Raw genomic sequence first — 16,803 nt, forward strand, 5'->3', positions numbered from 1 at the left:
GCGGGTCCGCCAGAGTCGCGCCCGCCCAGAGGGGATGCCCGTGGACCGAGGCCCCGCCGCGACCGCCCAGCCGACCACCGATCCGCTCGCCCCGCCTCCGCCGTACGACGGCACCGCCGACCCGCCGGAGGACCACGGCCGGGCGGGGGCGCCGCCCGCGGACGGCGCGCGCGTGCCCGCCCAGGGCCACCCGCCGGGGCACCCCCGGGCCGAGGGGGCGGGCGGCCCCGGGGACACCGAGGAACCCGGGGACACCGAGGAACCCGGGGACACCGAGGAACCCGAGGACACCGAGGAACCCGAGGACGGTGACGCCGAGGCCGCCGACGACGCCGGGGCTTCCGACGACGCCGAGGGAGCCGGCCGGGACGGGCCCGAGGACCACCCCGAGGGGACGACCGGCCGGGCGCGCCCGGTGGCCGACCCGAGCGGGCCCGCCGCCGACCTGCTCCGCCAGTACCTCCGCGAGATCGGCCGGATCCGGCTTCTCACCGCGGCCGAGGAGGTCGACCTCGCCCGCCGGATCGAGGCCGGCCTGTTCGCCGAGGAGCGACTGCACCGCGATCCGCCGCCCACCGACCGGCTGGCCGCCGAACTCGGCACCCTGGTGCTGATCGGCCGGCTCGCCAAGCGCCGGCTGATCGAGGCCAACCTGCGGCTGGTGGTCTCCGTCGCCAAGCGCTACATCGGCCGCGGCCTCACCCTGCTCGACCTGGTCCAGGAGGGGAACCTCGGGCTGATCCGGGCGGTCGAGAAGTTCGACTACACCCGGGGCTACAAGTTCTCCACCTACGCGACCTGGTGGATCCGTCAGGCGATGAGCCGCGCCCTGGCCGACCAGGCCAGGACGATCCGGGTGCCGGTGCACGTCGTCGAACTGATCAACCGGGTGGTGCGGGTGCAGCGTTCGCTGCTCCAGGAGCGCGGGACCGAGCCCGGCCCGGCCGACATCGCGGCCGCCCTGGAGCTCACCGAGGAACGGGTCCGGGAGCTGCTCCGCCTCGCCCAGGAGCCCATCTCCCTGCACACCCCGGTCGGCGAGGAGGACGACGTCGCGCTCGGCGACCTCATCGAGGACGCCGACGCGGCCTCACCCGCCGAATCCGCCGCCTTCCTGCTGCTGCGCCAGCACCTGGAGGCGGTGCTGGCCACCCTCGGCGAGCGCGAGCGGCAGGTGGTCCAGCTCCGCTACGGCCTGGACGACGGGCGGGCCCGCACGCTGGAGGAGATCGGCGTGCTGTTCGGGGTGACCCGGGAGCGGATCCGCCAGATCGAGTCGAAGACCCTGGTCAAGCTCCGCGACCACGCCTTCGCCGCGCAGCTCCGCGGGTACCTCGAATAGCGGTCGGCCGCACGACGCACCCGGGGGTGCGCCGCGCGGCCGGTCGGCCGGAGGCTGCCGGGCGGACCGTCAGCCGGACGGGGTCGGCGACGGGGCGGCGTCGGTGGCGACCGCCGGCGGCGAGGCCGGGCCGACCGGGATCGGGGTGTTGGCGACCACCCGGGCCAGGTCGGAGATGCTGGCGGTGCAGGAGCCGCCCTCGGGCTGGGCCTGCTTGCCGCAGACCTGGAGGACGGTCGAGGGGTCGCCCGCGTTCACCATCTGCGAGTAGTTGTCGTACCCCCAGTGGATCAGCGCCGTCTCGGAGTCACCGGCGGTGGTGGTGATGGTCGCCTGGTCGCCGGGCTGACCCTCGGTGATGGCGGCCCAGGCCGCCTGGCACTTCTGGCTGTACCGGAGGTAGACGACGACCTTGCCGATGTTGGTGGTCAGCAGGGTGCGGGCGTCACCGCCGCAGCCGGCCGCCTTGGGGTCCTTGTGCGCGCAGCCGAGGGCCTGGCAGGCCGGGACCGCCGGAGCGGGGTTGGCCGGTACGGCGGGCGCGGAGGCGCTCGGCGAGGCCGAGTCGACGGGCGTCACCGGGGGAGAGGACAGCACCGTGGCGGCGGTCGGGCCGACGCTGTCCTCGTCGGCGCCGTCGGAGAAGTACCGCACCCCGGCGAGGGCCAGCAGCAGGACCACGACCACCGAGGCGGCGACCAGGGTCACCGAGCGGCGGCGCACCGGGCCGGCCGGTCGGTCGGTGGCAGCGGCACGGTCGAGGTCGGGCTCGACGGCGGGAACGGAGCCGGGGGCGGCCGCGCTCCCGGTCCCGTCCTGGGCCGGGCTGTCCGCGTCCTGGGCCGGGCTGTCCGGCCCGGTGCCGCCGGCCGGCGAGCCGTCGGCCGTGGCGGACTCCGCGCCGGTGCTCCGGGCCCGCTCGGGCCGGTCCGGCTCCGCGGCGCTCGCCGCGGCCTCCTCGGCGCCCGTCGAGGCGTTGTCCGCGGTCGTGTCAGCCGCGGTCGTGTCGTCCGCCGTCGTGTCGCCCGAGGTGGCTCCCTCGGCCGCGGTCAGCTCCCACAGCGCCCGCAGCTTCGGCCCGTCGCAGTCGACGGCTCCGACCAACGCGTCGAGCGCCTGCTCGGTGATGACCCGCTTGCCGTTCAGCCAGCGTTCCCAGGACGCCCGGCTGTAGTGGGTCCGGGCGGCCAGCTCGGAGAGCGAGAGTCCGGTGGCGTCCTTGACGGCCCGCAGCTCCTCCGTGAGGCGCCTGGCAGGGTCGGACAGGTCGTCGGGCAGCTGCTTCCAGGCGGAACCCATGCGGTCTCTTCCAAACGTACGAGGCGGGCGGGCGGGCGGTGCTGGAACCGGTCCGGGCCCCGGTGAGGTGTCCGCGTCTCAACCCTCGACGGCCCGGTGTCCCAAGACCCAGGTCCTGGCTCTGAGACGGACGGAAGTGTCTCACAACACCGGGAGACGCTCGAACATTCATATGGCGGTCGGGCATTGTTCTTTCCGCCGGGACGGTCCGCCACCCCGGTCCCACTGCCCGGGTGCCGTCCCCTACGGCCCTGGTGCCGTCGTTCCCTGACCCCCACCGGTCCGAGACAGTCTCACGGGGGGATACTGCCCCGGACCGCAGGGAAGCACGGTGGGAAGGGCGTCTCCGACTTTCTCGAGCGGCCCTTCCCACCGTGCCCACGACCCCGAGCGCCCGCTTCCGGCGGTTCCCGCCGGTCCGCCCGCCCTTCCGCCGTCCCGTCGGCCTGTCCCACGGTCGGTCCCACCGGCCCACCGGCCCGTCCCACCGGCCCGTCCGCCCGCCCCGCCGGGAGACGCCCGCCGGGGAAGCCTCCGCCGCGGGACTCAGTGGTGGAAGGCCGTCGTGGTGGGAATGCCGAGCTCCTTGAGCGGGACCGGCTGGCTGCGCAGCTCGGGCAGCAGCCGTTCCAGGTCCGCGAGCAGCAGGTCGGCGAGGTCGCGGGAGAACCCGTTGCGGCAGACCACCCGCAGGACCGCGAGGTCCTCCCGGTTAGCCGGGAAGGTGTACGCGGGCACCTGCCAGCCCCGTTCGCGCAGCCGCCGCGAAACGTCGAACACGTCGAACGGCACCTCGTCCGTGGTGGTGAACGCGAACACCGGCAGCTCGTCGCCCCGGGTGATCAGCCGGAAGCCGTCGAGGCGCTCGATCTCCCCGGACAGGTATCCGGCCACCTCCCGGCAGACGCCCTGGACGGCCCGGAAGCCGGCCCGGCCCAGCCGCAGGAAGGTGTAGTACTGCGCGACCACCTCGGCCCCGGGCCGGGAGAAGTTCAGCGCGAAGGTCGGCATCTCGCCGCCCAGGTAGTTGACCCGGAACACCAGTTCCTCGGGCAGCGCCTCGTGGTCCCGCCAGAGCGCCCAGCCGACGCCCGGGTAGACCAGTCCGTACTTGTGGCCGGAGGTGTTGATGGAGGCGACCCGGGGCAGCCGGAAGTCCCAGGCCAGGTCCTCGTCCAGGAACGGCGCGACCATGGCGCCGGAGGCGCCGTCCACGTGCACCGGCACGTCCAGGCCGGTGCGCCGCTGGAGGTCGTCGAGCGCGGCGCAGATCGCCGCCACCGGCTCGTAGGAGCCGTCGAAGGTCGAGCCGAGCACGGCGACCACGCCGATGGTGTTCTCGTCGCAGAGCCCCACCGCCTGCTCGGGGCCGAGGTGGAAGCGCTCGCCGTCCATCGGCGCAGTGCGGGCCTCGACCTCCCAGAAGGTGCAGAACTTCTCCCAGCAGACCTGCACATTGACGCCCATCACCAGGTTGGGCCGGGCACCGGCGGCGTAGCGCTCGGCGTTGCGGGCCATCCAGCGGCGCTTGAGCGCGAGTCCGGCCAGCATGCAGGCCTCGCTGGAGCCGGTGGTGGAGCAGCCGACGGCGGCGTCCGGGTCCGGGGCGTTCCACAGGTGGGCGAGGATCGACACGCAGCGCCGCTCCAGTTCGGCGGTCTGCGGGTACTCGTCCTTGTCGATCATGTTCTTGTCGAGGCACTCGGTCATCAGCCGGGTGGCCTGGACCTCCATCGAGGTGGTGACGAAGGTCGCCAGGTTGAGCCGTGCGTTGCCGTCCAGCAGCAGCTCGTCGTGGATCAGCTGGTAGGCCGTGTCGGCCGGGACCGGGCCGTCGGAGAGCCGGTGCAGCGGGGGCGACAGCGCCATCCCGCCGAGCGGGTCGGCGGCGGTGCCGACGAACGGTCCGACGGTCAGCCGGCGGTCGTCACCGGCGCCCTTGTGCAGTGCCATCGCGAATCCGCCGCCCTTCCGTCCGGTGGCCGGGATCGCTCTCCACGCTGCCACCGGTCGCCGGGTGCCGCATCCGCTGCGGGGCGGTCCGCGAGGCCGGGACACCCCGCCCCGGTACCCCCGCCCCGGTACCCCCGGCCCCGGCGCTCTCAGCCGGCCGTCTCGGGGTGGATCTGCTCGCGCGCGGCCCGGTACTGCTGGCGGACGGCGGAACCGACCGCCGGGTCGTGGTCGGCGTCCGGGGCGACGGTGACGGCCCCCGGCAGCTCCCAGCGCGGCGGCTCGGGCGTCCCGGCCAGCGCCCAGGCCGCCTGCCGGGCCGCGCCGCGGGCCGCGTGCGCGCCCGGCGGCGGGACGACCACCGGGACGCCGAACAGCTGCGGCGCGACGTGCCGCACCGCCGCCAGCCGTCCGGCGGCGCCGAGCAGGAAGACCCGGTTCACCTCGACGCCGCGGGCGCGCAGCACGTCCAGGGCGTCCGCGCTGTTGCAGAGCATGCCCTCGACGGCGGCCCGGGCCAGGTGCTGCGGGGACATCGACTCGGCCCGCAGGCCGGTCAGGGTGCCGGCCGCGTGCGGCAGCGCGGGCGTCCGCTCGCCGTCCAGGTAGGGGAGCAGCACCAGCCCGTACGCGCCGGGGGAGGACTGCATCGCGAGGTCGCTGAGACCCTCCAGGTCGCGGCCGAGCAGGGCCGCGGTGGACCGCAGCACCTGGGCGGCGTTCAGGGTGGCGACCATCGGCAGGTGGCGGCCGGTGGCGTCGGCGAACGAGGAGACCAGCCCGGTGGCGTCCACCACGGCCTGCTCGTGCACCGCGAAGATCGTCCCGGAGCTGCCGAGCGAGACCACCGCGTCCCCGGGGCCGAGGCCGAGGCCGAGCGCGGCGGCCATGTTGTCCCCGGTGCCGGCCGAGATCAGCAGGCCCTCGGGGGTGTGGCCGGCGGGTTCGGCGGGGCCGAGCACGTCCGGCAGCTTCAGCTGGTGGCCCAGGGCCAGTTCGACCAGGTCCTGGCGGTACTCGGCGGTGATCGGGGACCAGTAGCCGGTGCCGGAGGCGTCGCCCCGGTCGGTGGTGCGGCGCCTGGGGTGGCCGAGCAGCTGCCAGACCAGCCAGTCGTGCGGGAGCAGCACCTCGGCGACCCGCCGGGCGTTGGCCGGCTCGAACTCGGCGAGCCAGCGCAGCTTGGCGACGGTGTACGTGGGGCCGGGGACGGCGCCGATCGCCGCGGTCCAGGCCGCGGGGCCGCCCAGCTCGTCCACCAGGGCCGCGGCGGCGCCGCCGGCGCGCGGATCGTGCCACAGGATCGCCGGCCGGACCAGCACGCCGCCGGCGTCCAGACCGATCATGCCGTGCTGCTGCGCGCTGACGCCGATCGCCCGGACGCCCTCCAGCAGGCCGCCGGCCGCCGCGTCGCCGAGGGAGTGCAGCCAGAGCTGCGGATCGGCCTCGCCGGGGCGGGTGTCCGGGTCCTCCGGTGCGGGGTGCTCGGCCTTGCCGGAACGCAGGACGGCGCCGGTTGCGGAGTCGCACGCGACGATCCTGGTGCGACCGGTGGAGCTGTCTATCCCCGCGACGATGGCCATAGTCGAGATCATGCCTCAGCGGGCGTCCGGACGCGGCCCGGCCGGGCAAGTTTTGCCCGTTCGGTACCGCGTCCGGACGCCCGCTCGCGGCCGGGCGCCACCGGGGTGCCGCCCGGCTCCCCGGACCCGCCCCGGCACGGCGGTCGGGGCGGGTCCGGGGCGGGTGCCGGGCAGGACGGTCAGGGGCGGAAGGTGCCCCAGGCGTCGTCCTCGGCCTTCGGCCGGTTGAAGTACGGCACCCGGTCGGTGACCGCGTTGGGCAGCCGGTCGCCGACCTTGTCGGCCACGGCCCCGGCGGCCTTCCCGGCGACCGCGCCGGCCTGCTGGCGGGCCTTGTCCGTCGCGCCCTGGACCTTGGGGTTCTGGGCGACCTGCCGGGTGACCCTGGCGATCTGCTCGTACCGCTGGCGACCGGCCCGCGTGCCGAGTACGTAGCCCGCTGCGAGTCCGACGCCGAACGACAGCTTCCACATGGTCGGATTCCACCCTCTCCTGGCGGCCATTGCCGCGTTGCCCTACCCGTCTGTCGGGACGGTGAACCGTCGGTGACCCCAGCATCCACGGACGGGGCCCGGAGCGCGCGGGGAGCGCGCCCTGCGGACCGGCCGGTGGCGGCCGGGGAAAGCGATTGGCGGACCACCCCCCGAGTGCGCTAATGTATGTCCCGCAGCGAGCGCCGAGGAGCCCGGGAGACCGGGGGCCGAAGCGGAAGCTCGATCCCCCATAGCTCAATTGGCAGAGCAGCCGACTGTTAATCGGCAGGTTATTGGTTCGAGTCCAATTGGGGGAGCCGAGGTGTTGGCCCTCCGGGTCCATCACCCGTACGTGGTACGGCTGTTGCGTACCGCGATCCCGCATAGCTCAATTGGCAGAGCAGCCGACTGTTAATCGGCAGGTTATTGGTTCGAGTCCAATTGCGGGAGCTGCGCCGGGTCCGCCCGGTGACTGCTCAGAGCGAAGGCCCCTCGGTAGACCGGGGGGCCTTCGTGTTGCCCGGGCCCGCCCGGGTCCCCCGCTCCGCCGGACTCCGGCTCCCCGCCGCGGCCCCGGTTCCCGGTTCCGGTGCCGGCCCCCGCGGGTCGGCCTTCGGCGGACCTGCTCAGGCGAGGGCCTGCTGGTACAGCTCGGAGACCCGCTCGTCGAAGGTGACGCTGTACGAGGTCTCCGGCGTCGCGCCGCCCTCCTGGTAGCCGCCGATCACCCCGATCACCCGGCCGTTGGTGGTCAGCCACGGGCTGCCGCTGGTGCCGTCGGTGTAGCCGCCGCAGTCGAACCGCTCCTGGGTCGGGCTCTGCGAGGCGGTCAGGCCCGAGCAGGTGATCGGCTCGTCCCGCTCGTTGGGGTAGCCGGTGACCGAGACGGCCAGGCCGAAGCCCTGGTCGGTGCCGAGCGGGTTGCCGCCGACGGCGTCCTCCACCTGGCGGCCGTTCACCGGCCGCACGGTGACGAACGCCACGTCGTACTCGGGATCGTCGTCGGTCTCCCAGTGCGGATCGACGGTGACCGACTCCACCGGCCAACTCCCGTAGGGTGAATACCCGTTGCGATAGCCGGGAGTGAACACCAGCCCGTCCAGCAGGCCGATCCGGCGGCTCTGCACGCAGTGCGCGGCGGTGACCAGCAGATTGCGCCGAGGGCTCCTCACCACGCTCGCCGTGCACGCCCTGGGGCCCTCCGGGGTGTGCACGGACAGGGTGCCGATCCGGTCCCAGGCGGGGTTCGGCGGCGCGACCGAGGCCGTCCGGCCCTCCTCGCCCCCGCCGCAGGCGATGGCGGCGGCCAGCAGCAGGGCCGACAGGGCGAGCGTCCTGGCCGCGCGCGCGGGTCGAACCGGGCGGGAGGGCATCGGTGCTCCGTCTGGTCCTCGGGGGCGGTCGCCGCCGGTCATGCGTCCGCCGTTCGAGAGCAAGATCTATCAGGCCGGGCCCGGCCGCGCCACTGCCGCCGCCCGACTCCCGACCCCCCGTCACCCGGCCCCGCCGGAGCGTCGACCGGGGTCGGCCGCCCCCGGTGCGCACCCGTGTGCGCCCCCGGCGCGCACCACGGGTGATCGACCGGCTATGCTGCCCGGGACGGCCTTTCGGGGCCGTCTGCTGCTGCCGCGACCGGCCTGCCGTCGCGCGCTGCGAACCGGGGCGGTAGCTCAGCCGGTTAGAGCAGGGGACTCATAATCCCTTGGTCGTGGGTTCGAGTCCCACCCGCCCCACCTCTCACGCCCGCGCGAGCGGCCCCCGGCTGGGAAAACCCTAGGGGATCAAGCCCGCCCGCACGCCACGACGCGCCGGAATTCACCCGCTCGTGGGCATCGCCCGGCCGTCCCGCCACCCCCTCCGTCCGAGGCGTGGTTCCCGGACGCCCTTCCCCGGTCCACCGATCGGTTGATCCCCCCTCCACCGCGCCCGCCCGCCGCCGGGACCGTTCGGTCGATCCGCCGGCGGGGCCCCGCGCGGGAGGCTCGGAGCAGGCCGGGAACACGGCCGGCCGAGCGGAACGAGGGGGGAGCGGCACCATGGCCGTGATCGAGGTGGCGGGGCTGAGCAAGGCGTACGGGCGGAGGCAGGTGCTGGAGGAGGTCTCGTTCCGGGTGGAGCGGGGCGAGGTGTTCGGCCTGATCGGACCCAACGGCGCGGGCAAGACCACCGCCGTGGAGTGCTGCGAGGGCCTGCGCCGGGCCGACGCCGGAACGGTCCGGGTCCTCGGCCTGGACCCGGTCCGGGACGCCCGCCGGCTGCGGCCCCGGATCGGCGTCCAGCTCCAGCAGGCCCAGCTGCAGGGGGCGCTGCGGGTCGGTGAGGCGCTGGAGCTGTACGCCGGGCTCTACCCGGCCCCCCGGGACCCGCGGGAGCTGCTGGACGAGTGGGGGCTCGCCGACCGGAGCCGGACCCCCTTCGACAAGCTCTCCGGCGGCGAGCGCCAGCGGCTGTTCGTCGCGCTCGCGCTGATCGGCGACCCCGAGGTGGTGTTCCTGGACGAGCTGACCACCGCGCTCGACCCGCAGGGCCGCCGCGACACCTGGGAGCTGGTCCGCCGGATCCGCGACAACGGCGTGACGGTGGTGCTGGTCTCGCACTTCATGGACGAGGTCGAGGCGCTGTGCGACCGTGCCGCGGTGCTCGACGGCGGGCGGATCGTCGCCGCCGGCACCCCCGCCGAGCTGGTCGCCCGTTCCGGGGCCGGCGGCACGCTCGGCTTCCGTCCCTCCGTGCCGCTGGACCCGGCCCGGCTGGCGGCCCTGCCCGGGGTGACCTCGGTGGAGGAGCGGGGCGGCCGGATCGAGGTCACCGGCACCGGGGACTTCGCCGACCGGGTCACCGGGCTGCTGGCCCGCGAGGGGATCGTCGTCACCGGGCTGCGGATCCGCGAGCACGGCCTGGACGAGGCCTACCTGGCGCTCACCCGGCACGAGTCCTGACCGTACGAGGCCCGCGCCCGACGGCGCCCGCGCCCGACGGCGTCCGACGGCGTCCGCGCCGCACCGCTCCCGGGCCGGGAGCCGCCACCACCACCGCACCCGAGGGGACCACCACCGTGAACCGCACCGCCCACGCCGTCCGCAGCCTGGCCGTCGCCGAGACCCGGCTGTTCCTGCGCGACCCGATGACCGCCTTCTTCACCCTGCTCTTCCCGGTCGCCCTGTTCGGCGTCCTGGGTTCCGTCCCGGCCCTGCGCAAGGCCTCGCCGGGCGCACACGGCCTGAGCACGGTCCAGCTGTACGCGCCGATCCTGGCCGTCCTGGCGCTGATGATGCTCGGCCTCAACGGCCTGCCCTCGCTGCTGGCCACCTACCGCGAGCGCGGCGTGCTGCGCCGGATGTCGGCGAGCCCGGTGCGCCCGGCGCTGCTGTTCGGGGCGCTGCTGCCGCTGTACCTGGGCATCGCCACCGTCTCGATGCTGCTGGTGACGGCGCTCGCACCGGTGCTCGGGGTGGGGCTGCCGCGGCGGCCGGCGGCCTTCGCGCTGGCCTTCCTGCTCGCCGCCGCCGCGATGCTCTCGGTCGGCCTGCTGCTCGCCGCGGTCGTCCCGTCCGCGAAGGCCGGCAACGCGGTCGGCGCGCTGGCGCTCTTCCCGATGATGTTCTTCTCCGGACTCTGGCTGCCCCGCGAGTTCGCGCCCGCGGTGCTGAACCGGATCGGCGACCTCACCCCCGGCGGGGCCGCCGCGCAGGCCCTGCAGGACTCCTGGGACGGCCGCTTCCCGCACGTCGTGTCCCTGCTCACACTCGCCGCGTACGCCCTGCTCGCCGGTGCCGCGGCTGCCAGGCTGTTCCGGTGGGAATGATCAAGGCCGACCCGGCGGGCGGGGGTGCGCTCGGGGCCTGGCAGCGGCGGCTGGACCGCGCTGCCGGGCTGCTCGGCTACGTCGGGCTGCTGATCGCCACCGGGCTCGTGCTGCTGGTGCCGGTGCCGACCGCGCGGTCCGTCCGGGTCACCCTGCCGGCCGCGGGGCTCGCCCTGCTCTGGCTGCTGCTGCGCTCGGCGCTGGACCGCCGAACCCGGCCCGACGGCGGGGCGCGGTTCGCCGTCGCCCACTTCCTCGGACTGCTCGCGGTGACCACCGTCCTGGTGCTGGACAACCCGCTCTACGGCTTCTTCGCCTTCAGCTGCTACCTGCACGCCGCCCAGTACCTGCGGGGCCCGGCCAGGGTGCTGGGCACGGTGGTGGCGGCCGTCCCCACCGCGCTCGCCCAGAGCGGCGGGGCGCTGCCGACGAGTCCGGGGCGGGCCGGCGGCTTCCTGGCCGTCCTCGCCTTCAACCTGGTGGTGGTCGGGGTGCTGCTCGCGCTGAGCGAGGTCGCCGACCGGCTGGGCCGCCAGCGCGAACGGGCCAACGCCGAACTCGCCGAGGCCAACCGGCGGCTGTCCGGGATGCTCGCCGAGAACGCCGGACTGCACGCCCAACTGCTGGTCCAGGCCCGCGAGGCCGGGGCCGCCGACGAGCGCCGCCGGTTCGCCCAGGAGATGCACGACACCGTGGCCCAGGGCCTGGCCGGCATCGTCACCCAGCTCCAGGCCGCCGAGCAGGTCCGGGAGCGCAGCGCGGCGGACGCCGACCGGCACCTGGCCAACGCCGTCGGCCTCGCCCGGGAGAGCCTCACTCAGGCCCGCCGGGCCGTGCACGCGCTGCGCCCGCTGGAGCTCGAACGGGCCGCGCTGCCGGAGGCCGTCGCCGAGCTGGTCGAGCAGTGGCGCGGGCGCAACAGCGCCGCCGCCTCGCTGACCGTCACCGGGGACGCCCGCCCGCTGCACCCCGAGGTCGAGGTGACGCTGCTGCGGATCGCCCAGGAGTCGCTGGCCAACGCCGGCCGGTACGCCCGGGCCTCGCGGGTCGGGCTGACCCTCTCGTACATGCCGGGGCTGGTCACCCTGGACGTCCGGGACGACGGCGTCGGCTTCGACCCGAGGGCCGAGCCGGCCTCCCGGGCCACCGGCGGCGGCTACGGGCTGGACGTGATGCGCCGCCGGGTCGCACGACTGGCCGGACGGCTGGACCTGGAGACCGAACCGGGCGCCGGGACGACGGTGTCGGCGACCCTGCCGGCGATCAGTGCGGAGGAGTAGGACCGTGGACGACGCGACGACGATCAGGGTGCTGCTGGTGGACGACCACCCGGTGGTCCGGGACGGGCTGCGCGGCATGTTCGCCGCCGCCCCCGGCTTCGAGGTGGTCGGCGAGGCCGGGGACGGCGCCGAGGCACTGGTGCTGGTCGCCGCGCTGCGGCCGGACGTGGTGCTGATGGACCTGCGGATGCCGCGGATGGACGGTGTCACGGCGATCCGCGAGCTGGCCGAGCGCGGCCTGCCCGGCCGGGTCCTGGTGCTCACCACCTACGACACCGACGCCGACGTGCTCCCCGCCGTCCGGGCCGGCGCCACCGGCTACCTGCTGAAGGACGCCGCCAGGGAGGACCTCTTCCACGCCGTCAGGGAGGCCGCCCGCGGTGCCTCGGTGATCGCGCCCACCGTCGCCGCCAAGCTGCTCGGCCAGGTCCGGGAGCCGGTCCGGGAGCCGGCGCGGGAGCCGCTGAGCCCGCGCGAACTGGAGGTGCTGGAGCTGGTCGCCGCCGGATCCACCAACCGGGAGGCGGCGGCCCGGCTGTTCGTCAGCGAGGCCACCGTGAAGACCCATCTGATCCACGTCTACGCCAAGCTCGGCGTCAAGGACCGCGCCTCGGCCGTCGCCGCCGGCTTCAACCTGGGCCTGCTCACCCCCACCGGTCGCCCGTAAGCTGGCCGGATGCTCGAACCCGCGCTGCTGCCGACCCCGCTGGCGGACTGCACCGACGAGACGCTCGCCCGGGCCGGGGTGGAGCTGCGGCTCAAGCGGGACGACCTGGCACACCCGCTGGTGCCGGGGAACAAGTGGCGCAAGCTCGCGCCGAACCTGGCGGCCGCCGTCGAGGGGGGCCACCGCCGGCTGGTGACCTTCGGCGGGGCGTACTCCACCCATCTGCGGGCGGTCGCGGTGGCGGCCGCGGCGCTCGGGCTGGAGAGCGTCGGGCTGGTCCGCGGCGAGGAGCTGGCCGGCCGGCCGCGCAACTGGTCGCTGCGGGCCGCGGAGGCGGCCGGGATGGAGCTGGTGTTCCTGACCCGGGCCGAGTACCGGGAGGCCGCCGGCCGTGCCGGGGAGGGGCCGGGGTGGCGGTGGGGTCCCGGTCTGGTGCTGCCGGAGGGCGGCTCCAACGGCCTCGCGGTCACCGGCGCGGCGGAGATCGTCGCGGAGCTCGACGACCTGGGCGGGCGCGACGTGGTCTGCTGCCCGGTCGGCACCGGCGGCACGCTGGCGGGGATCGCGGCCGGGCTGCCGCGGGGGGCGCGGGCGCTGGGCGTGGCGGTGCTGCGCGGCGGCGAGGGGTACCTGGAGGCCGAGGTGACCCGGCTGCACCGGGAGGCGTACGGGCGGGAGTTCGACGGCTGGCGGATCGACCACGGCCACCACGGCGGCGGGTACGGCCGGGTGCCGGCCGAGCTGGAGGAGTTCGCGGCCGGCTTCGAGCGGCGGCACGGGATCGCCCTGGAGCGCCGTTACGTGGCCAAGCTGCTGGCCGCCGTGCACGACCTGGCCGGGGCCGGCGCCTTCCCGCCCGGCACCCGGCTGACGGCCGTGGTCACCGGGCTGCCCGACCCGGTCGGGCCGTGACGGCGGCCGGGCCGGGCCCGGCGCAGCGGCGAGGGGCGGGAAGGCCGGTCCCGGGCCTCCCGCCCCCGGCCTCGTCCCCCGGCCTCGTCCCCGGTGCCGGCCTCAGCCGAAGGTGAGGTTGGCGCAGGGGTCGGCGTCGGCGCTGCGGCTGTTCTCGGCGATGGCGCTGGGCACGCCGGTGGGCAGCGGTCCGGTGACGGCCGGCGGTGCGGTGGGAGCGCCGGTGGGGGTGTCGGTGGCGGCGGCGATCCCCACGGCGGCGGCCTTGCCGCCGGGCACCGGCCGGTAGGCCGGAGCGGTGGCGGTCGCGGTGGCGGCCGGGCGGTAATCGCGTCCGAGGGTGACCGTGACGCCCTCGGAGCCCGGTTCCACGGTCGTCCTGGCACCGGGGAAGAGCGTGGCGAGCTGGTCGGCGACGGCCTTGAAGGGCGGGTCGTAGGCGATCTCGGTGCGCAGCCGGCCGCCGGTGGTGGCGCCCAGCGAGACGTTGGTGAAGCCCTGGGCGCGGATCGCGGCGGAGCCCGCGCCGGCGAGTCCGTCGGTGCCGACGCCGTTGACCACGGTGATCGTGGTGGCGAGCTGCTCGGGGCTCAGCGGGGTGGCGGCCGGCGCGGGGGTCGCGGCGCCGTCGGTGGCGGCGGCCGAGGGGGCGGCGGTGTCGGCCTCCGGGAGCAGGCCGGTGCTCTGGCCGTCCAGGGTGCGGTCCTCGCGGAGCAGTCGCCACAGGGTGTCCACGTCGGGGCGGACCAGGTCGACCCGGCCCTTCTGCACGACCGAGAACCGCCAGGGGGTGGTGACGAAGGTGATGTCCGACAGCTTGATCTGCTGCAGCGACTGCGCGAAGTCGACCAGCTTCATCGCGGTGCCGAGGCCCTCGTCGACGGTCAGCGAGCGGGTGGCGGCGTCGGCGAGCGGGAGCAGGGTCGGCAGCGAGAAGCCCTGGGACTGGATCTTGCGGATCATCGAGGAGAGGAAGGCCTGCTGGCGCTTCATCCGGCCGATGTCGGAGTTGTCGCCGAAGCCGTAGCGGGCGCGGAGGTAGTCGACGGCCGGCTGGCCGGCGATCTTCTGCAGGCCCTTGCGGAGCTTGATGTTGTGCGAGTTGACGTCGTTCGGGACGCAGACCTCGACACCGTTGATGGCGTCGGTCATCGCGGCGACGCCCTTGAAGTCGACCACGATGGTGTGGTCGATCCGAAGCCCGGTGAGCGCCTCGACGGTGTTCTGGGTGCAGGCCGGGTTCCCCTTGGGGGACTCGCCGACGGTGAAGGCCTCGTTGAACATCTGGTTGGTCCGCGGCTTCGTCCAGTCGCCGCTGGGCAGCCGGCAGGACGGGACGGTGACCAGGGCGTCGCGGGGTATGGAGACGCCGACGGCGTGCTTCCGGTCGGCGTAGACGTGCAGCAGGATCGCGGTGTCCGAGTGACCCACCCCCACGTCGCCGCCGCCGAGGTCGTCGTTCCCGTCGTTGCGGGTGTCCGAGCCGAGCAGCAGGACGTTGACCGGGACCGAGGCCCCGGGAGCGGTGGGTACCGGCGCGGGCGGGCGCTCGGTGGCGACGCCGTCGGCGTCGAAGGTGCTGATGTTGGTGTCCAGCCGGTGGTAGAACCAGGCCCCGGCTCCGGCCACCGTCAGTACCAGGACGGCCGCGAGTCCTATGACGGTCCGTACGACACGCCGACGGCGCGAGCTGCCGCTCATCCTTCCCGTCCCCCCGTTTTCCGTTCTGGGATCCCACCCGGCCGCCGGTCGGCGGGCGGGTGCCTCGTCTTCGAACGTTAGACGTTTCGGGGGAGTGTTCGGTTACCTCCGACCGGCGGACAAAACGGGGGCCCGAGCTGTGATGCTCCTCACGTGCCGGTGGTGGTGGCGCCGGTGAGCATCCGGCGGAGCAGGTCGCGCAGCTGGGTCCGCTCCTCGGGGCCGAGCGCGGCGAGCGGCTCGCGGGCGAAGTTCAGCGACTCGCGGAGCTCCTCGGAGGCGCCCGCCCCGGTCTCGGTGGCGGCGACCAGCTTGACCCGGCGGTCCTGGAGGTCGGGCTGGCGGGTGACGAAGCCGCGGGTCTCCAGCCGGTCCACGATGCCGGTGATGTTGGAGGGCTCGCAGCTGAGCGTCTGGGCGATCTGGCGCATGGGCATCGGGCCGCGCCGCAGCAGTGCGAGGACCTTGGCCTGCGCCCCGGTGAGCGAGCGGGCGGCGGCGGCCTCCTCGTACTCGCGATGGAAGAGCGCGACCACGTTGGCCATGAGATCGACGACCTCGCGGGTGATCTCGTCGGCCTGCGGTGCGGTTTCCCGGCTGTGCTGGGTGTCCATGGTTCCCATCATACCTGAACAGTTGACAACATGAACCTTTCATGCCCATTGTTACTTCACCGACTCAACCTTTTATGTGGGGAGATCATCATGGCCGCCGAGCCCACCGCCGCTCCGGAAGCCCCCGCCACCGCCCGTGAGTGGCACCTCGCCGCCCGCCCCGAGGGCTGGCCCGTCCCGGCCGACTTCGCCCTGGTCGAGGCGCCGGTCCGGACCCCGGGTCCGGGCGAGATCCTGGTCCGCAACACGGACCTCTCGGTCGACCCCTACATGCGCGGCCGGATGAACGACGCCAAGTCCTACATCCCGCCGTTCAAGCTCGGCGCGGCCATGGACGGCGGCGCCGTCGGTTACGTCGTGGCCTCGGAGGCCGAGGGCTTCGCCCCGGGCGACGCGGTGCTGCACGGGCTCGGCTGGCGCGAGTACGCCACCCTGCCGGCCAAGCACGCGGTCAAGGTGCCGGAGATCGAGGGCGTCCCGCTCTCCGCCTACCTCGGCGTGCTCGGCATGCCCGGCCTGACCGCCTACGCGGGCCTGCTCGCGGTCGGTGCCCTCAAGGAGGGCGACCGGGTCTTCGTGTCCGGCGCGGCCGGCGCGGTCGGTTCGATCGTCGGCCAGATCGCGAAGCTCAAGGGCGCCTCGCTGGTGGTCGGTTCGGCCGGCTCGGCGGAGAAGGTCGACCGGCTGACCGGGGAGTTCGGCTTCGACGCCGCCTTCAACTACAAGGACGGCCCGGTCGGCGAGCAGCTCGCCAAGGTCGCCCCCGAGGGCATCGACCTCTACTTCGACAACGTCGGCGGGGAGCACCTGGAGGCCGCCATCAACGCCCTGGGCGTGCACGGCCGGGCCGTGCTGTGCGGTGCGATCGCCCACTACAACGACACCGCCGCCGCCCCCGGCCCGCGCAACCTGATGCAGGTCATCGGCAAGCGGCTGCGTCTGGAGGGCATCCTGGTCGGTGACCACGACGCGCTCCGCCCGCAGTTCGTCGCCGAGGTGGGCGGCTGGCTCCAGGAGGGGAAGCTGCGCTCCGAGGAGACCGCGGTGGACGGCTTCGAGAACGCCGCCCAGGCCTTCCTGGACATGCTGCGCGGTGCCAACACCGGCAAGATGGTGGTCCGGCTGAAGGGCTGACTCCCCGTCGGGTTCCGCTCCCGTGCGGTTCCGCCCCCGC

Annotated in this window: 14 protein-coding genes and 3 tRNA genes; 10 read left to right on the forward strand and 7 right to left on the reverse strand. The window is 74.8% G+C overall.

Features of this window, described 5'->3' with window-relative positions; all coding sequences use genetic code 11:
- Window positions 1-34: 34 nt before the first annotated feature.
- Window positions 35-1,342 (forward strand): RNA polymerase sigma factor, encoded by a 1,308-nt coding sequence (locus BLU95_RS26260; protein ID WP_093862143.1) that lies wholly within the window; start codon window positions 35-37, stop codon window positions 1,340-1,342.
- Window positions 1,343-1,411: 69 nt separating this feature from the next.
- Here BLU95_RS26260 and BLU95_RS26265 read toward each other — a convergent pair whose 3' ends face one another.
- The 4 genes from BLU95_RS26265 to BLU95_RS26280 form a co-directional block, all read right to left on the reverse strand.
- On the reverse strand, window positions 1,412-2,641 hold the full coding sequence (locus BLU95_RS26265; RefSeq protein WP_093862144.1) for a helix-turn-helix domain-containing protein: 1,230 nt from the start codon (window positions 2,639-2,641) through the stop codon (window positions 1,412-1,414).
- A 546-nt stretch (window positions 2,642-3,187) separates the two neighbouring features.
- Window positions 3,188-4,594 carry a glutamate decarboxylase gene (gene gad / locus BLU95_RS26270; protein ID WP_093862145.1) on the reverse strand — a complete coding sequence of 469 codons (1,407 nt, stop codon included), beginning with the start codon at window positions 4,592-4,594 and terminating at the stop codon, window positions 3,188-3,190.
- A gap of 149 nt (window positions 4,595-4,743) precedes the next feature.
- A complete protein-coding gene (locus BLU95_RS26275) occupies window positions 4,744-6,177 on the reverse strand; it encodes an FGGY family carbohydrate kinase (RefSeq protein ID WP_093862146.1) in 1,434 nt (477 codons plus the stop codon).
- A 179-nt stretch (window positions 6,178-6,356) separates the two neighbouring features.
- Entirely contained in the window at window positions 6,357-6,650 is a 294-nt protein-coding gene (locus BLU95_RS26280) for a hypothetical protein (RefSeq protein ID WP_037781098.1), read from the reverse strand.
- 244 nt (window positions 6,651-6,894) lie between these two features.
- On the opposite strand from BLU95_RS26280, the gene BLU95_RS26285 reads away from it, so the two are divergent.
- Window positions 6,895-6,967 (forward strand) — tRNA-Asn (locus BLU95_RS26285).
- A 60-nt stretch (window positions 6,968-7,027) separates the two neighbouring features.
- Window positions 7,028-7,100: transfer RNA gene (locus BLU95_RS26290), tRNA-Asn, on the forward strand.
- 176 nt (window positions 7,101-7,276) lie between these two features.
- Here the strand turns inward: BLU95_RS26290 and BLU95_RS26295 are convergent.
- Window positions 7,277-8,023: a trypsin-like serine peptidase gene (locus BLU95_RS26295; protein WP_231977787.1), complete on the reverse strand. Its 747-nt coding sequence runs from the start codon at window positions 8,021-8,023 to the stop codon at window positions 7,277-7,279.
- 286 nt (window positions 8,024-8,309) lie between these two features.
- Here BLU95_RS26295 and BLU95_RS26300 point away from each other — a divergent pair.
- The 6 genes from BLU95_RS26300 to BLU95_RS26325 all read left to right on the forward strand — a co-directional run bounded on the left by BLU95_RS26300 (window position 8,310) and on the right by BLU95_RS26325 (window position 13,314).
- A tRNA-Ile gene (locus BLU95_RS26300) sits at window positions 8,310-8,383 on the forward strand.
- A 303-nt stretch (window positions 8,384-8,686) separates the two neighbouring features.
- Window positions 8,687-9,589, forward strand: coding sequence for an ABC transporter ATP-binding protein (locus BLU95_RS26305; protein ID WP_093862148.1), 903 nt, complete (start codon window positions 8,687-8,689; stop codon window positions 9,587-9,589).
- Between the two features lie 116 nt (window positions 9,590-9,705).
- Entirely contained in the window at window positions 9,706-10,455 is a 750-nt protein-coding gene (locus BLU95_RS26310; RefSeq protein ID WP_197698620.1) for an ABC transporter permease, read from the forward strand.
- Entirely contained in the window at window positions 10,452-11,735 is a 1,284-nt protein-coding gene (locus tag BLU95_RS26315) for a sensor histidine kinase (protein WP_093862149.1), read from the forward strand. The genes BLU95_RS26310 and BLU95_RS26315 overlap by 4 nt, the downstream gene beginning before the upstream one ends.
- 4 nt (window positions 11,736-11,739) lie before the next feature.
- On the forward strand, window positions 11,740-12,402 hold the full coding sequence (locus BLU95_RS26320) for a response regulator (RefSeq protein ID WP_286158584.1): 663 nt from the start codon (window positions 11,740-11,742) through the stop codon (window positions 12,400-12,402).
- Between the two features lie 9 nt (window positions 12,403-12,411).
- Window positions 12,412-13,314, forward strand: a complete 903-nt coding sequence (locus tag BLU95_RS26325) for a 1-aminocyclopropane-1-carboxylate deaminase/D-cysteine desulfhydrase (RefSeq protein ID WP_093862150.1) — start codon at window positions 12,412-12,414, stop codon at window positions 13,312-13,314.
- A 102-nt stretch (window positions 13,315-13,416) separates the two neighbouring features.
- Here the strand turns inward: BLU95_RS26325 and BLU95_RS26330 are convergent, their stop codons facing one another.
- Both BLU95_RS26330 and BLU95_RS26335 read right to left on the reverse strand, forming a co-directional pair.
- A complete protein-coding gene (locus BLU95_RS26330) occupies window positions 13,417-15,015 on the reverse strand; it encodes an LCP family protein (RefSeq protein ID WP_093862151.1) in 1,599 nt (532 codons plus the stop codon).
- A 149-nt stretch (window positions 15,016-15,164) separates the two neighbouring features.
- Window positions 15,165-15,638, reverse strand: a complete 474-nt coding sequence (locus tag BLU95_RS26335) for a MarR family winged helix-turn-helix transcriptional regulator (protein WP_093862152.1) — start codon at window positions 15,636-15,638, stop codon at window positions 15,165-15,167.
- Window positions 15,639-15,719: 81 nt separating this feature from the next.
- Here BLU95_RS26335 and BLU95_RS26340 point away from each other — a divergent pair, with 81 nt between their 5' ends.
- A complete protein-coding gene (locus BLU95_RS26340) occupies window positions 15,720-16,763 on the forward strand; it encodes an NADP-dependent oxidoreductase (RefSeq protein WP_093862153.1) in 1,044 nt (347 codons plus the stop codon).
- Window positions 16,764-16,803: the final 40 nt, after the last annotated feature.

Origin of the sequence: Streptomyces sp. TLI_053 (assembly GCF_900105395.1) — a bacterium.
Lineage (GTDB): Bacteria > Actinomycetota > Actinomycetes > Streptomycetales > Streptomycetaceae > Kitasatospora.

Coding starts and splice junctions, on each gene's coding strand:
- BLU95_RS26305 (WP_093862148.1), top strand. CDS start 8,687: ATGGCCGTGATCGAGGTGGCGGGGCTGAGCAAGGCGTACGGGCGGAGG.
- BLU95_RS26265 (WP_093862144.1), bottom strand. CDS start 2,641: ATGGGTTCCGCCTGGAAGCAGCTGCCCGACGACCTGTCCGACCCTGCC.
- gad (WP_093862145.1), bottom strand. CDS start 4,594: ATGGCACTGCACAAGGGCGCCGGTGACGACCGCCGGCTGACCGTCGGA.
- BLU95_RS26280 (WP_037781098.1), bottom strand. CDS start 6,650: ATGTGGAAGCTGTCGTTCGGCGTCGGACTCGCAGCGGGCTACGTACTC.
- BLU95_RS26330 (WP_093862151.1), bottom strand. CDS start 15,015: ATGAGCGGCAGCTCGCGCCGTCGGCGTGTCGTACGGACCGTCATAGGA.
- BLU95_RS26260 (WP_093862143.1), top strand. CDS start 35: ATGCCCGTGGACCGAGGCCCCGCCGCGACCGCCCAGCCGACCACCGAT.
- BLU95_RS26340 (WP_093862153.1), top strand. CDS start 15,720: ATGGCCGCCGAGCCCACCGCCGCTCCGGAAGCCCCCGCCACCGCCCGT.
- BLU95_RS26315 (WP_093862149.1), top strand. CDS start 10,452: ATGATCAAGGCCGACCCGGCGGGCGGGGGTGCGCTCGGGGCCTGGCAG.
- BLU95_RS26275 (WP_093862146.1), bottom strand. CDS start 6,177: ATGGCCATCGTCGCGGGGATAGACAGCTCCACCGGTCGCACCAGGATC.
- BLU95_RS26335 (WP_093862152.1), bottom strand. CDS start 15,638: ATGGGAACCATGGACACCCAGCACAGCCGGGAAACCGCACCGCAGGCC.
- BLU95_RS26295 (WP_231977787.1), bottom strand. CDS start 8,023: ATGCCCTCCCGCCCGGTTCGACCCGCGCGCGCGGCCAGGACGCTCGCC.
- BLU95_RS26325 (WP_093862150.1), top strand. CDS start 12,412: ATGCTCGAACCCGCGCTGCTGCCGACCCCGCTGGCGGACTGCACCGAC.